This is a genomic window from Paenibacillus sp. NPDC057934, assembly GCF_042887565.1.
Classification (GTDB): Bacteria; Bacillota; Bacilli; order Paenibacillales; family Paenibacillaceae; genus Paenibacillus_AQ.
Window position 1 is genome coordinate 544127 of sequence record NZ_JBHVPB010000002.1, and the last position, 15163, is coordinate 559289.

At 47.7% G+C, this 15163-nt stretch carries 19 protein-coding genes; all 19 read left to right on the top strand.

Annotated features, from left to right (window positions below; all coding sequences use genetic code 11):
* Positions 1-8 precede the first annotated feature (8 nt).
* The 19 genes from fliG to flhB all read left to right on the top strand — a co-directional run bounded on the left by fliG (position 9) and on the right by flhB (position 15153).
* On the top strand, positions 9-1025 hold the full coding sequence (gene fliG, locus ACFVRY_RS07045) for a flagellar motor switch protein FliG (RefSeq protein ID WP_175371946.1): 1017 nt from the start codon (positions 9-11) through the stop codon (positions 1023-1025).
* On the top strand, positions 1018-1866 hold the full coding sequence (locus ACFVRY_RS07050; RefSeq protein WP_387498672.1) for a FliH/SctL family protein: 849 nt from the start codon (positions 1018-1020) through the stop codon (positions 1864-1866). The genes fliG and ACFVRY_RS07050 overlap by 8 nt, the downstream gene beginning before the upstream one ends.
* Positions 1859-3172 carry a flagellar protein export ATPase FliI gene (fliI, locus tag ACFVRY_RS07055; RefSeq protein WP_387498815.1) on the top strand — a complete coding sequence of 438 codons (1314 nt, stop codon included), beginning with the start codon at positions 1859-1861 and terminating at the stop codon, positions 3170-3172. The genes ACFVRY_RS07050 and fliI overlap by 8 nt, the downstream gene beginning before the upstream one ends.
* 9 nt (positions 3173-3181) lie before the next feature.
* On the top strand, positions 3182-3625 hold the full coding sequence (fliJ, locus tag ACFVRY_RS07060) for a flagellar export protein FliJ (RefSeq protein ID WP_387498674.1): 444 nt from the start codon (positions 3182-3184) through the stop codon (positions 3623-3625).
* A gap of 18 nt (positions 3626-3643) precedes the next feature.
* A complete protein-coding gene (locus ACFVRY_RS07065) occupies positions 3644-4594 on the top strand; it encodes a MotE family protein (RefSeq protein ID WP_387498676.1) in 951 nt (316 codons plus the stop codon).
* A 25-nt stretch (positions 4595-4619) separates the two neighbouring features.
* A complete protein-coding gene (locus tag ACFVRY_RS07070) occupies positions 4620-6104 on the top strand; it encodes a flagellar hook-length control protein FliK (protein ID WP_387498678.1) in 1485 nt (494 codons plus the stop codon).
* A gap of 25 nt (positions 6105-6129) precedes the next feature.
* Positions 6130-6684, top strand: a complete 555-nt coding sequence (locus tag ACFVRY_RS07075; RefSeq protein ID WP_387498680.1) for a flagellar hook capping FlgD N-terminal domain-containing protein — start codon at positions 6130-6132, stop codon at positions 6682-6684.
* A complete protein-coding gene (locus ACFVRY_RS07080; protein ID WP_387498682.1) occupies positions 6681-7064 on the top strand; it encodes a TIGR02530 family flagellar biosynthesis protein in 384 nt (127 codons plus the stop codon). The genes ACFVRY_RS07075 and ACFVRY_RS07080 overlap by 4 nt, the downstream gene beginning before the upstream one ends.
* 121 nt (positions 7065-7185) lie before the next feature.
* The gene (gene flgG, locus ACFVRY_RS07085; protein ID WP_387498684.1) at positions 7186-8004 is read left to right on the top strand and encodes a flagellar basal body rod protein FlgG; all 819 of its coding nucleotides are present in this window, start codon (positions 7186-7188) and stop codon (positions 8002-8004) included.
* A 237-nt stretch (positions 8005-8241) separates the two neighbouring features.
* Positions 8242-8466: a flagellar FlbD family protein gene (locus tag ACFVRY_RS07090; protein WP_066362138.1), complete on the top strand. Its 225-nt coding sequence runs from the start codon at positions 8242-8244 to the stop codon at positions 8464-8466.
* Complete coding sequence (locus ACFVRY_RS07095; RefSeq protein ID WP_175371939.1) at positions 8463-8930, top strand: flagellar basal body-associated FliL family protein; 468 nt, start codon at positions 8463-8465, stop codon at positions 8928-8930. The genes ACFVRY_RS07090 and ACFVRY_RS07095 overlap by 4 nt, the downstream gene beginning before the upstream one ends.
* 38 nt (positions 8931-8968) lie before the next feature.
* A complete protein-coding gene (gene fliM, locus ACFVRY_RS07100) occupies positions 8969-9967 on the top strand; it encodes a flagellar motor switch protein FliM (RefSeq protein WP_066362136.1) in 999 nt (332 codons plus the stop codon).
* A complete protein-coding gene (gene fliY / locus ACFVRY_RS07105) occupies positions 9957-11261 on the top strand; it encodes a flagellar motor switch phosphatase FliY (RefSeq protein WP_387498687.1) in 1305 nt (434 codons plus the stop codon). The genes fliM and fliY overlap by 11 nt, the downstream gene beginning before the upstream one ends.
* A 25-nt stretch (positions 11262-11286) precedes the next feature.
* Positions 11287-11652, top strand: a complete 366-nt coding sequence (locus ACFVRY_RS07110; RefSeq protein WP_066362129.1) for a response regulator — start codon at positions 11287-11289, stop codon at positions 11650-11652.
* A gap of 9 nt (positions 11653-11661) precedes the next feature.
* Positions 11662-12189: a flagellar biosynthetic protein FliO gene (locus tag ACFVRY_RS07115; RefSeq protein WP_387498689.1), complete on the top strand. Its 528-nt coding sequence runs from the start codon at positions 11662-11664 to the stop codon at positions 12187-12189.
* The gene (fliP, locus tag ACFVRY_RS07120; protein WP_387498691.1) at positions 12186-12950 is read left to right on the top strand and encodes a flagellar type III secretion system pore protein FliP; all 765 of its coding nucleotides are present in this window, start codon (positions 12186-12188) and stop codon (positions 12948-12950) included. The genes ACFVRY_RS07115 and fliP overlap by 4 nt, the downstream gene beginning before the upstream one ends.
* Positions 12951-12972: 22 nt before the next feature.
* Entirely contained in the window at positions 12973-13245 is a 273-nt protein-coding gene (gene fliQ / locus ACFVRY_RS07125) for a flagellar biosynthesis protein FliQ (protein ID WP_066362119.1), read from the top strand.
* Between the two features lie 5 nt (positions 13246-13250).
* A complete protein-coding gene (fliR, locus tag ACFVRY_RS07130) occupies positions 13251-14036 on the top strand; it encodes a flagellar biosynthetic protein FliR (RefSeq protein ID WP_387498694.1) in 786 nt (261 codons plus the stop codon).
* 22 nt (positions 14037-14058) lie between these two features.
* Positions 14059-15153 (top strand): flagellar biosynthesis protein FlhB, encoded by a 1095-nt coding sequence (gene flhB, locus ACFVRY_RS07135; RefSeq protein ID WP_387498696.1) that lies wholly within the window; start codon positions 14059-14061, stop codon positions 15151-15153.
* The last annotated feature ends 10 nt before the right edge of the window (positions 15154-15163 follow it).

Here is a 15163-nt window from a genome sequence, read left to right on the forward strand (position 1 = left end):
ACTGATTAATGGCAAAAGCTACTCAGCAGACTCTTAGCGGTCGCCAAAAGGCTGCAATTCTGCTAATCACACTTGGGCCGGAAGTGTCGGCGCAAATATTCAAACATTTAAGGGACGACGAAATCGAACAGCTTACGCTGGAGATTGCCAATGTACGTAAGGTTGATAGCGGTGAAAAAGAGTCGATTATGGCGGAGTTTCATCAGATTTGTCTTGCCCAAGAATATATTTCACAAGGCGGGATCAATTACGCCAAGGAGATTCTGGAGAAAGCACTGGGTTCGCAGAAAGCACTGGAGGTTATCAACCGCCTGACAGCTACGCTGCAGGTGCGGCCGTTCGACTTTGCTCGGAAGGCAGATCCCAACCAGATACTCAATTTTATTCAGAACGAGAATGTACAGACCATTGCACTTGTCTTGTCCTATCTTCAATTTGAACAAGCTGCGGCGATTCTGTCTTCATTGCCACAGGAGAAACAAGCGGAGGTTGCGCGGAGAATTGCTGTCATGGACAGCACTTCTCCAGAAGTCATTACCCAGATTGAACGGGTGCTCGAGCAAAAGCTATCGGCGACGGTTACTCAGGATTACACCAACGCTGGCGGCATAGAGTCCATCGTCCAAATTCTGAATGGCGTAGACCGCGGTACAGAACGCACAATTCTGGATTCTTTGGAAATTCAGGATCCGGAGCTTGCCGAGGAAATCAAGAAGCGGATGTTCGTCTTCGAGGACATTGTCAACGTGGACAACCGTTCGATTCAGCGTATTATCCGCGATATCGAAAATGCGGATTTGCAGCTTGCCCTCAAAGTGGCGAGCGAGGAAGTACGGGATGTTATTTTCCGCAACATGTCCAAGCGTATGGCAGAAACATTCCGCGAGGAAATGGAATACATGGGCCCGGTGCGGTTGCGTGATGTGGAGGAAGCTCAGACTCGTATTGTTGGTACGATCCGCAGACTGGAAGAATCCGGTGAGATTATTATTGCCCGCGGTGGAGGAGATGACATAATTGTCTAAGCTGATCAAACACTCCCAATATGTTCCGGTAGATGTACTCAAGAGATTGGAGCAGGCCCGGCAATATGCTGGCCTCACCGAAGAACGCGATCCTGAGGAATCTACTGGAGAAATCCACTATCAGGATCCCGCAGATGAAGAAGCGGAGCAGGCCCGCAAGCAAATGCTAAAGGATGCGAAGGAATTTGCCGAAGGTCAGGTGCGTGATGCCTCCCTGGAGGCCGAGTCCATCGTGGAAGCGGCGCAGGCGGAAGCCGAAGAGTGGTGGCAGCAACGACGGGAGCAGGATGAGCACCTTGTAGAGGCAGTTAAATCTGAGGCGTTTCAGCAAGGCTATCAGGAAGGCATCCAGCAGGCAGAGGAAGAGATGCAGCGGAAGTTAGCCGAGATGATGGAAGAAGCCAGGGCAGTACTACAAGAAGCCTATAAGGCGAGAGACGTTATTATTCAGGAGGCTGAGCCTTTCCTAGTAGAGTTGAGTTGTGACATTGCCGAGAAAATCGTGGACAAGCAGTTGACCTTGGAGCCGCAGTTTGCGATGGAACTGATCCGCAAGAACCTCGCACGTAAGCGCGAGCAAGGATTGATCTCGCTCTGTGTGTCACCTGCACAGTTTGCGTTTGTGAATGCAGCCAGAGAGGAATTGGCGCTCGCGGTGGATTCTCAAGCAGAGCTACAGATTTTGCCTGATTCAACGGTGAAAGACCAGGGCTGTGTGATCCGGTCTTCCTTTGGTAGCATAGATGCCCGTATCGATACCCAGCTTGCGGAGATTAAGAAAGAGCTGGTACGAATTGCGCTGGATACCGAGGAGCATGGAAGTGGTGAAGAGCATGCTTGATAGTGGACGATACAAAGAGCAGCTTCGTAATCTCGATCCGGTCAGAATTAACGGCAAGGTTACGCAAGTTATTGGTCTCATGGTGGAATCGGAAGGACCAGACGCCAGTATTGGAGATGTATGTTACATCTACCCGACTAAGGGCAATAAGCCATTGCAGGCTGAGGTCGTGGGCTTCCGTGATAATAAAGTGCTGCTGATGCCTTTGGGCGAGCTTCAGTCCATCGGTCCAGGCTGTGACGTAGTCGGTACAGGGAAACCACTTAGTGTTCAGGTCGGTTCCGAACTGCTAGGCAAAGTGCTTGACGGACTGGGACAGCCGCTTGATGGATCGCTAATTCCAGCCCGGATGCCCCACAGCTCGACCTTCAATATTCCGTCTAATCCGCTGACTCGGCCACGTGTACATGAACCGATCAGCATTGGTGTGCGCGCTATCGACGGGCTATTGACCATCGGTAAAGGACAGCGGGTTGGGATTTTTGCGGGTTCAGGCGTTGGTAAAAGCACACTGATGGGCATGATAGCCCGCAATACCTCGGCAGATGTGAATGTCATTGCGCTCATTGGAGAGCGGGGCAGGGAGGTGCTTGATTTTATTGAACGTGATTTGGGTCCCGAAGGATTGCAACGTTCAGTAGTGATCGTGGCTACCTCAGATCAGCCAGCGCTGATCCGCATCAAGGGGGCATTGATTGCTACCACCATTGCCGAGTATTTCCGTGATCGCGGACTGAATGTCATGCTGATGATGGATTCCGTTACCCGCTATGCAATGGCTCAGCGCGAAGTAGGGCTTGCTGTCGGCGAGCCGCCGGCGATGAGAGGTTACACCCCTTCTGTTTTTGCCAGCCTGCCGAAGCTTCTGGAACGTGCAGGAACAGGTCCAACGGGATCAATAACTGCATTCTACACAGTGCTGGTTGACGGGGATGACATGAATGAGCCGATCGCAGATGCGGTTCGGGGAATATTAGATGGACATATAGTGCTTAACCGCAGCATCGCCAACAAGGGACATTTTCCAGCCATTGACGTGCTCGCTAGCATTAGCCGTGTTATGAAAGATATCGCTCCCGAGGAGCAGATAGCGGCTGCAGAGAATGTGAAGCGGCTTATGGCCGTGTATAAGGATTCAGAGGATTTAATTAATATCGGTGCCTATCAACGAGGCTCCAATGCCCAGATCGATGAGTCGATCCATTATATCGACAGCATTTGGGAGTTCACCAGACAGAAGGTCAATGAAAAAGTGACACTTACTGAAGTTCAGGAATCTTTAATTTCCCAGTTCTCAAGGAGTTGATTCAGTATTATGAAATTTCATTATACGTTTCAAAAGGTCGTAGACTTGAAGGGTAACGAAAAGACACAGGCAGAGTGGATGCTCTCAAGCGCGCTCGGAGAACTGCAGGCACAGGAGAAAAGCCTCGAGGAATTGACTGCTCAGCGCAGTGATTTGATGATGGCCCTGCAAAACGCAGCGGAACACAAAACGCCGATGGTGAAGATACGGGAAATGCAGGATTACGTTGATTATCTGGACAAATGCATTGTCCGCAAGCACGCCGATATTGGACGTGCACATCAGGAAGTTCAGAGAAAACAGGATCAGCTCAGCAATAAAATGTTGGACGAAAAAGTATGGCTGAAGGCAAAGGATAAAGCACAGACGCTGTTTCAGCAAAATATGATTTTACGGGAACAAAACGAACTGGATGAGATGGCTACCGTCCGCTTCGCGATGAAATCCCTCTAACCCGGGAGGTTTCCCCTAGTGGCAGATAAAGAAATTGAACTGGAAAACGAAGGGTCAGCAGGAAAGTTTGAGCGTTTCTTGTTCTTGATGATACCGATTATATTTACGCTCGTACTTCTTGGCGTACTGTTGACGCTTTTCAATATGGATATCCGCAATAATGTGTTTGCAATTGCGAATAAGATTCCTATTTTGGAAAAATGGATTCCTGATCCGCCAGCGGATCTTTCAAAACCAGCAGATCCTAAGAAACAGGCTGAGAAGCAAGAAGAAAGCTCGAATTCTACCATTAAAGAATTGAAGTCACAGCTTTCCAAGCAAGAGGAGAATTTGAAGAAGATCACTGAGGAGAAAACGGCTCAGGATAACAAGGTGCAGGCGCTTGAGTCTCAGGTGGATACGATGACTCAGGAAGCAAAGGCTGCCGAAGAAGCAAAAGCGGATACCACAGAAGATGATTACTTGAAGCAGGTCAAGGATTTGGCTAAGCTCTATGCCGGAATGAAACCTTCCAAGGCAGCACCCATCATGGAAAATTTGACACAAGACGAAATGGTGCAAATCTTCAGCGTGATGAATAATGCTAGCAAAACAGCAATCCTTGAGAAGATGGACCCGAAAAAAGCAGCCGATGTCTCCATCAAGCTGAAGGAAGAGACGACTTCCTCGGACCTGGCCATTGCTGCACTTCAGTCTCGACTGAAACAAGATTCGAAATCAGCAGCGACAACGCCTGCAAGTACAAGCAAGAATCTGGACAAGGAAAAGCTGAATCAGACATTCTCCACTATGACACCTGCAAATGCGGCATCCCTGTTAGGAGAAATGTACAAGATTAGTCCGGATAAAGTAATTACGATCCTGAACACCGTCAGCGATTCGGTTCGATCATCCATTTTGGGAGAAATGACGAAGAATGACAGTCCTCAGACTGCCAAGATTGTCAATCGGCTGATGGGTGGCAAGTAGACCTGAAAGGAGGTGAACAATAACAATGAGTTTGATTATTCAATCCCTTTTGGGTAGCAATGCATTGGCTGGGAGTGCCCCGTCGGGGACTGCAGCAGGTGCTACCACAGCCACAACACAGCCTTTCGCCCAGACACTTGTTCAAACGATGGGTACAAATGCTCCGTCTGTTACCCCGCAGACTGTGGGAAACTTAACCTCATTGCTGATGGGACTACTCGGTGCCACGCAGCAAAACGTAAGTGAATCTGGTGATCAGCAAGGTCAGCAGAAGCCTGAAGATTTGCTAAATGCAATGACAGAGGAACTGGAGAAGCAGGATGACAAGATCAGCAATGATCCTGTGTTACAAGCGACGCTTCAGGGATGGCTGATACTCGTGGCGGCGGTAGGAAACACGCCTCAGCAGTCAACGGAGGGTGGAAATCCCACTGGCGAAGACCTAGAGGGTAGCTTACCGCCTCTGGCCCAGCACTCTGCCACTTTACGATTTGCTCTTCAGGATGAACTTCATCATCTGGTTGATGTAATTCAGCAATCAGCGGATAAAGGAGACGAAGCTGCAGTTGCCAAGGGTGTTGAACTGGTAAACCAGCTCTCGGCAATGCTAGAACAAGTAGCGCCATCTGTTAAACAAACGAGTGCAGTAAATGCTCCTCACGTTCAGTCAGCCACAGCAGTCTTTGAACAGCTTATAGGTGTGGACAGTAAGGATAAGACTCAAGAGAAGGCAGCGCCTGTGCTTCGTCCTACTCTAGCAGATGCGACGACAATAAAGGGCACGGTGGCATCTTCACCGACTGCTACACAACAAAGTGTAGCGGGAGAACAGACTGAGATTCCAACTGTTTCAGGCGCTAAAGCAATAACAGCTGGTGCTGTCAAAGAGGTTGCTAAAGAAGATGATTCTGCACAGGTAAAACCAGCAGAAGCCGGCGATCATGAAATCATCACGGCTGGTCAATTATCTCTGCGCGGTGGCATTACTTCGCTTCATAAAGCAGAAGCCCCTGTACCACAGGTTCCTGTACACCAGTTTGCCGAAGAAATGACTGGATTTATTACAGGAAAGCTGGATATTGTGAGAAAGGGTAGTGCTGCTGAGGCTACGATTACACTGTTCCCGGAACATCTTGGACAGGTTGATGTCAAAATTACGATGCAGAATGGTCATCTCGTCGCGCAGTTCATAACCGAGCATGCAGCCACCAAAGATATGCTGGAACAGCAAATGACTCAGCTACGTGCGGCTTTGCAGTCCCAGGGCTTGCAGGTGGAGAAACTGGAAGTGACTCAGAACAATACGCCGTTGCATTCCCAATTCGGACAGGAAGGTCGCCAACCCGGTTCAGGTGGACAACAGTCCGGCAACAACCGCTCGAAGCAACGTAGTGAAGACTCTGGAGATGCCGTTCTTGCGGCGGAGCTTACCGGCGAATGGAGAGAATGGGTAGCGAGCGAAGGAAGCGAGGAACGTAATTACGGAGGTTCCTTCTCAGCTAAAATCTAAACGTGAGAAAGAGAGGTGAATGGCGATGGCTACAACAACACCACCGGTATCGAACAGAGACCAGTGGAATTATAATCCTGAGGACAACAATAAGAAGACAACTGGTGACTCCAAGTTAGGTAAAGATCAGTTTCTGAAAATTCTGATTACCCAACTGCAGAATCAAAATCCGCTGCAACCGATGGAGGATAAAGAGTTTATTGCTCAGATGGCACAGTTTACGTCGGTAGAGCAGCTCACGAATATTTCGAAGCAGCTGACGGAAATGAACCAGTCCCTAGGCTCTGTTTCTGGATTGATCGGCAAGGAAGTAACTTGGAAAGATAGCAAGACTTTTGAGGAGAAATCCGGCAAAGTAGATTCCATTCTAGTGAGCAATGGTCTTCAGTATGCGGTAGTTGGCAATGACAAAATTGCATTGTCTGACATTACCAAAATTCAGAATGAAGCTCCGAAAGCCGAGAATCCGCCAGACAACGGAACTGGCAATAATGACGCAAGTCCAGTCGATACCACAGCGGACGCTAATGACGTTGGAGACACTTCGGTCAATGACAAGGAGAGCGGGGCGGAGCAATGAGTGATCGGATGACCATAGGTCAGCTGTATCCGGCAGCCGTTCATCCTTCAATCCTGCAACGACCGTCTGTTGCCAAAGATGCAGCAACCCCGGAGTCATCCTTTGAGAGCATGCTGCAGCGGAATATGCTGAAATTCAGCAACCATGCCGCCAAGAGATTGGAACAAAGAGGGATTGAACTTGGAAGTCGTCAGTTGGATGAGATTTCATCCGCAGTAGACAAGGCAGCTGCCAAGGGAAGTAAAGAATCATTGATATTAATGAAGGATATGGCGCTGATCGTCAGCGTGCCTAACCGCACAGTGGTTACCGCTATGGATGGCAGCTCAATGAAAGACAACGTGTTTACGCAAATTGATAGTGCAGTGATTATATCTTAAACCGGCCGGTCCTAACGGAGAGCCGGAGCGACCGCCGACCGACTGAAGCGGTCCTTAGCTCTGAGTAAGCTTTACATTCCACGAGTCGTATAGACTCTATAATATGGGAGGACGACATTAAATGTTAAGATCAATGTATTCTGGGGTTTCAGGAATGCGCGGTTTCCAAACCAAGCTTGATGTCATCGGTAACAACATTGCAAATGTCAATACTGTAGGTTTCAAATCTGGCCGTGTTATGTTCAAGGACATCATGAGCCAGACGGTATCCGGCGTTACGGCTCCAACCGATGGCGGACAAGGCGGGGTGAATGCGAAGCAGGTGGGTCTTGGTGTGAGCATTGGTTCCATTGATACCATGCATTTGCAAGGAAGTGCGATGACCACTAACAATCCAACTGACCTGCGGATTGATGGGGATGGATTTTTTCTCGTGAAGCTTAATGGAGATCAGGAAACTCCTTTTCTGACTCGTGCAGGTGATTTCCGTCCAGATGCGGCCGGTAACCTCTTGACTGCTGACGGTCTGCATGTTGTGGATTCCAACGGAGATCCCATTCAGTTCGAGGATGACGTAACAGCATTCTCCATCTCTAGTGACGGTACGATTATCTTATCGAGAGCAGACGGCACAACCGAGCCAGGACCACAAATCGGAATCGGCAAAGTTGCCAATCCGCAAGGTTTGGAGAAAATCGGAGGGAATCTGTACCGGATGACCCTGAATGCTAACCCGGATGGCGCACTTGAGCCTACCACTGCCAACAATGCTGAAGCCGGAACCGGGTCCATCGTTGCCGGTCAGTTGGAGATGTCCAATGTGGATCTCACCGGTGAGTTTACAGAAATGATCGTGACACAGCGCGGTTTCCAGGCCAACTCACGGATTATTACAACTTCTGATGAAATTCTGCAAGAAGTTGTGAATCTGAAGCGTTAATTTTAAATGACGTTATCAATGAATCAATTTCATAATGCGGATTTCAATCCGAATAGGTGCAATATCTAGATATACCTAAACCATGTACAACTAGATATCAATGATTAGACGCTCACGTATGGATTTATGAAATTGATTCAATAGCTTGCTATTATAAGTTATAACGTTCGCCAATCGGCGAGGATGCACAATCGGGGGAGAGGTTCTCCTCTCCCTATTTTTGTTAGGAGGCCTGTCATGATTTCCGTAACAAGATTAAATGGTACACCTATGTGGCTGAATGCCCTGCTGGTGGAGATGGTTGAAGAAAGCCCGGACACGTATATTACGCTGGTGACGGGAAAGAGACTGATCGTGCTTGAAAAAGCCGATGAAGTCATTGCAAAAATCCGTGATTACAACAAGGACATCGGCACGAATGCTGCCACCATTAAATTCCAAAACTTGGAGGAGCTTTCATGAAAAAGATGCTGCCTTGGCTCATTACAATTTTACTCGCAATCACTTTGATCGTAGTGGCTGCGTTTCTGTTAATGGACAAGTTATTCCCAAGTAATTCCAATGATGTGGATCAAGCCGTGCAAAATGTGCAGACGAAGCGTTTAAGTGCTGATGAGATTGTCGCATTGACGGCTGAGATCAAGGACATCAAAACTAATTCAGCTGACCCCGATTATATCGTTTTAATAAATTTGGCTTTTCAACTGGATTCTGTGAAATCCAAAGAAGCTTTTGAGAAGATCCAAGAGATTAAGATCAAACCTATTATTATTAAGACGCTTGCGGACTCAAAGCCTGAAGAGTTGAATGGAGCAAGCGGTAAAGATCAGCTTACCAGCAAGCTAGTCAATCTGATTAATAAATCATTGACTGAAGGCAAGCTGACTCAGATTCAAGTTACCAATTTCGTACTTGCAAGACAGTAGTAACCGGGGGATAAATCCTTGATGGGGGGGTGATTGAATTGGTTGATGTACTTTCACAAAACGAAATTGATGCTCTGCTTGCTGCACTGTCATCCGGTGAAATGGATGCCGATGAGCTTAAGAAAGAAGAAACACAGAAAAAGATTCGCTCCTATGACTTCAAACGGGCCGTACGTTTTTCGAAAGATCATATCCGTAGCCTTACGCGGATTCATGAGAATTTCGCCCGCTATCTAACAACGTACTTTTCAGCCCAATTGCGCACGTTTGTGCAGATCAATGTCGTTCAGGTAGAGCAGCTCCCTTATGATGAGTTTATCCGCTCCATTCCAAAAATGACGATTTTGAATATCTTTGAAGCCGAGCCCCTGGAAGGGCGAATGGTTATGGAGGTACACCCGAATATCGCTTTTGCCATGCTTGACAGGCTTCTTGGTGGTTTCGGAACCGCACCATCCAAAATTAATTCGTTAACCGAAATTGAAACAACGATTATGGAGCGTATTTTCAGCCGGTGCTTTGAAAGTTTGCAGGAAGCCTGGAAGACGGTTCTGGATATTGAGCCACGTATGGAAGCGCTGGAGACCAATCCACAGTTTATGCAAATCGTGTCACCAAATGAGACGATTGCCCTGATTTCCTTAAGTACTAAGATCGGGGACACAACTGGGATGATCAATTTATGTATTCCTCACGTCGTGCTGGAGCCAATCATGTCCCGACTTTCGGTGCACCAATGGTTCGTTTCTGAGAAGAAGACGAGAGATCCAGAAGAAATTAATGCAATAAAAGCAAGGGTACATAAGGCACAGCTGCCGATTGTGGCTGAGCTTGGTGAATCCAGGCTGTCCATAGCCGAGTTTCTCGGACTTAGTGTCGGTGATGTTATCTCACTGAACAGAAATGTGGATTCAGGATTGTCGATTAAGGTAGGAGACAAGCTGAAATTCATAGGAAGTCCCGGCATGATTAAGGATCGGGTAGCGGTTCAAATAGACGAGATTGTCCATGAAGGAGTTGAGGAACTTGACGAGTAAAGACTACTTATCCCAGGAAGAAATCGACGCTCTTCTGCGACAATCTGCGGAGGGCACGATGCCTGCAGCGGTAAAGACGGTAGATGATTTCCTGACACCGTTTGAACAGGATGCCTTGGGTGAAATAGGGAATATAACGTTTGGCAGTGCGGCTACCGCATTGTCCACATTGCTGGGCAAGAAAGTTGATATCACAACACCTCAAGTATCTATTATTACACGGGGTGAGTTTGAAGAGACGTTTCCTAAACCGCATGTAGCGGTTCATGTGCAATATGTCGACGGGTTCCAAGGAATTAATTCGCTTGTGATCAAGATCCGTGATGCACAGGTCATTGCAGATCTGATGCTTGGCGGAGAGGGTGAGCCCAAGGAAGAAGAGCTGAATGAAATCCATATCAGTGCAGTTCAGGAAGCCATGAACCAGATGATGGGGTCTTCCGCAACGTCGATGTCAACGATCTTCAATCGGTTTGTTAATATTTCGCCACCCGGGATTGACATTCTTAACATGTCTAGCGGAGAAGGCGTAGGAAGTCTGCCCGATGATGAGACACTGATTCGTATTGCTTTCCGGCTTAAAATCGGTGATTTAATTGATTCGACGATCATGCAGCTTCTGCCAGTGCGTTTTGCTAAAGACATGGTTACGATGCTGATTGGTGATGTAGCTCCTGCTGAGCAGGAGACAGCTGCTTCGACAACGTCGTCTGCACCGGCACCAGCCCAATTGACTCCAGAAGCCCCTCCGGTCCAGCAGGCGCCTCCACAGCAGCCGCAGGGCGGGGCTCAGCAGCCTTACCCGCCGCAGGGGATGCCCCCTTATCCGGGAATGCCAGAAGGTGGCTATTATTATCCGCCGGCTGGAATGCCTGCGTATGGAATGCCTGGTATGCCGCCATACGGTATGCCGCCGCAAGGAATGCCTTATGCGCAGACACCACCGCCGGCTAACCCGGCACAGAATCGCAATGTCAACGTTCAACCGGTGCAATTCGCCAATCTTAATGGGGGCGCCTTCGGCAACATTGACGAAAATAATTTAAATTTATTGATGGACATACCACTGAAAGTCACCGTAGAATTAGGAAGGACCCAGAAGCAGATTAAAGATATTTTGGAAATGTCGCAGGGCTCGATTATCGAGTTGGACAAGCTGGCCGGTGAGCCTGTAGACATCCTGGTTAACAACAAACTTATTGCCAAAGGGGAAGTCGTTGTTATCGACGAGAACTTCGGTGTTCGTGTTACGGATATCGTCAGCCAGTGGGACCGTATTCAAAAATTACAATAGCGTACTTAGGGAGGATTTTGTAAAAATGGCTAATCGAATTCTAATCGTGGACGATGCAGCATTTATGAGAATGATGATCCGGGATATCTTGACCAAGAACGGATTTGAAGTAGTGGGCGAAGCTCAGGACGGTTCTCAGGCGATCGAGAAATTTAAGGAACTGCGTCCTGATCTGATCACGATGGACATTACTATGCCTGAGATGGACGGAATCGCCGCCCTGAAAGAAATCAAAAAAGTGGATGCAAGCGCCAAGGTGATTATGTGTTCTGCCATGGGCCAGCAGGCTATGGTTATCGATGCAATCCAAGCGGGTGCCAAGGACTTTATCGTGAAGCCGTTCCAGGCAGACCGTGTTATTGAAGCGATCAACAAAACGCTAGGCGTGTAGGAACCAGATATGCCGAGCAACACAGAACCGCTTGGAACGGGTAATGCCCTGCTGAACTTGCTTAACGTTATTTTAGTTCTTGCGGTGATCATTGTTCTTATTGTGCTGCTGATCCGCTTTCTTGGCCGCCGCAATCAGACTTGGATGAGCGGCCGCTCCATGCGCACACTTGGTGCGGTGGGGCTTGGTCCAGGCAAGTCGATGCAAGTCATTGAGGTTGGCAGCAGCCTGTACTTGATCGGAGTCGGAGAGGACGTATCCATATTGGATAAGGTGACCGACCCGGATGAGGTAGCGTTGATTATTTCGGCTTTCGAGGACCAATCCTCGGGCCGTAACAACTTTCTCGTGCCGCTTATCTCCAAACTGAGAAATAGGCGGCGCGGGGGAGTTTCATCTCAGGAAATTGAACTTAGTGAAACATCGTCCTTTTATGAGACACTTCAATCCAAGCTTCGGTCTGCGCCTGAGCGCAAAGAGAAGATGGAGGAGCTGTTTCGGGAAGATGCCGCCAAGAATGAGTCGAGGGATTTATGAAAAAAAAGCTAATTTTCGCTTTTCTGCTGCTCAGTAGCCTTAGCATTCTTATGATTCATACGATGCACGCTGACCCTATCCCTAATATTAATGTGCAAATCGGGAGTAACGATAGTTCCAGCGGGGGGACCAGTTCTATATCCATATTGCTTCTTATTACGGTTCTGAGTGTTGCCCCGGCATTTGTTATCCTGATGACCAGTTTTACTCGGATTGTCATTGTACTGGGCTTTGTTAGAACCTCGCTCGGTACACAGTCGATGCCGCCGAACCAGGTGCTGGTAGGGCTTGCTCTTTTCCTGACGCTTTTCGTAATGGCGCCGACATTCTCGACCATTAACGAGACGGCACTGCAGCCTTATATGAAAGGTACAATTACTCAGAGCGAGGCGCTAAACAAGGCAGCTGATCCTATGAAGGAATTCATGTTCAAGCAGACGAATTCCAAAGACCTGTTACTGTTTATGAAATATACAGGTTATACGGGGACTGAGAAGCCGGCTACATACAGCGACATCCCATTAACGGTCATTGTGCCTGCTTTTGCAATCGGTGAAATGAAAAAAGCATTTACTATGGGTTTTCTTATTTTCATACCATTCTTAATTATTGATATTGTGGTAGCCAGCACCCTGATGGCAATGGGGATGATGATGCTACCGCCCGTAATGATCTCGTTACCTTTCAAAATTATGCTCTTTGTACTGGTAGACGGCTGGTACTTGGTCATAAAATCGCTGCTATTGAGCTTTAACACCTGACGTTTATGAGGAGGCATAGGGGATGAGTACGGAATTTATTATCGGTCTAGCTGGCCAAGCCGTATATATCGTGCTGGAAACTAGCGCGCCCATGCTGATTCTGGGTCTGGCGGTTGGGCTAATTATCAGTATCTTTCAAGCTACGACACAGATTCAGGAGCAAACGCTAGCGTTTGTTCCCAAAATCGTCGCAGTAATGCTGGCCTTGCTGGTGTTCGGGCCTTGGATCATTACGAAATTGGTCGACTTTACAAGCCAGATTTTGGGCAATCTCCATATGTACATCGGTAAGTAATTGATATGGAGATCATGCTGCAAAGTTTTCCCGTCTTTCTGTTGTTTTTTTGTCGAATTTCAGCATTTTTTGTTGTCGTTCCTGTGTTTTCGTCTAATGGGGTGCCAATGACCTTCAAGGTCGGCCTTTCCTTTTTTGTGGCACTGGTAGTGTTTAGTGCAAGTGGAACCGGGCTGGTTGTCCCTCAGGATATTAGTTATATTCTATTGATTGCTAAAGAGATTTTAGTTGGACTGCTACTTGGTTTTATAGGTTACCTCATTTTTATGGCGATACAAACGGCGGGTTCCTTTATCGATATCCAAATCGGATTCGGGATTGCGAATGTCATTGATCCGATGACCGGAGCTTCCGCACCGATTTTCGGTAACTTCAAGTATATGATTGCGCTGCTGATGTTCTTGAGCATGAACGGACATCATTATCTGCTGGATGCAATTGTGTACAGCTATAATTGGGTTCCTATTAATAATGATCTATTCCTGAAAATGATAGACGGCAGCTTGTCGGAATTCCTTGTCCGTACATTTGCCCAATCGTTTATCCTTGCTTTTCAAATGTCTGCGCCCTTGGTGGCGGCATTGTTTCTGACGGATATAGGCCTTGCTTTTCTGGCGAGAACGGCTCCTCAATACAATGTATTTGTGATCGGGGTTCCGCTTAAAATCATTGTTGGTCTGGCGCTTCTACTTCTGCTGATGCCAGGGCTGGCAGTTCTTTTCAGAAGCATGTTCGATATTTTGTTTGAATCCATGCACAACTTGCTGAAGCTGATGGGGAATAGTCCATAGGTGACCATAAGGAGAGAGAGTTATGCCGCAGCCTAGGCGCTATAAACTGGATCTTCAGCATTTCGGGGGAGAAAAAACAGAAAAAGCAACCCCTAAAAAACGACAGGAGGCGCGCAAAAAAGGCCAAGTAGCCAAAAGTGCGGAGCTGTCGGGTGCTGTCGTGCTGTTATCCGCAGTGTTAAGTTTATCCATGTTTGGCGGTTATATGAAGGAACGCTTCATGACTTTGTATATGGATATTTTTCAAAACAGGATGTTGCAGGAGATTTCACCAGAGAATGTGATGGAAATATTCAGCGGGTACGGAGTACAGGTGCTTTTGCTATTGGCTCCGCTGTTTGGAGTTACTTTTTTTATGGCATTGGTCTCCAATATCATGCAGGTCGGCTTTATGGCAACCGGACAAGGGCTAACCCCCAAGTTCAGCAAAATTAATCCGATCAAAGGATTTAAAAATATCTTTTCCATGCGTTCGCTGGTGGAATTTTTTAAATCCATACTCAAGCTGCTTCTGATCGCTTATCTGGTCTACAGTACGCTATGGGGGCAAAAAAGAAACATTATGTCACTGTCGCATATTGATACGGAAGGAATTTTCAAATTCGTAGCCAAGCTGACAATGACGCTCGGACTCAAGATAGGTGCAGTGCTGATGGTTATGGCTTTTCTCGATTATATGTATCAGAAATATGAGCATGAGAAGAGTCTCAAGATGTCCAAGCAGGATATCAAGGACGAGTATAAGAAAATGGAGGGTGACCCTCTAATTAAAGGCAAGATCAGGGAACGCCAACGCAGGATGGCTATGCAGCGGATGATGCAGGAAGTTCCTAAAGCGGATGTGATTATTACGAATCCGACGCACTTTGCAGTAGCGCTGAAATACGACGGTTCCATGATGGATGCGCCACAGGTTATTGCTAAGGGCCAGGACTACGTGGCACTCCGAATACGTGAGCTGGCCAAGGAGCATGGTGTTGTGACTATGGAAAACAAGCCGCTTGCACGGGCGCTGTTCCAGAGGGCTGAAATCGGGGATACCGTCCCTGCAGATTTGTTCCAGGCAGTTGCCGAAGTACTGGCGTATGTATACAAGCTTAAAGGCAAGAAGAGATAAGGCGGGGGAG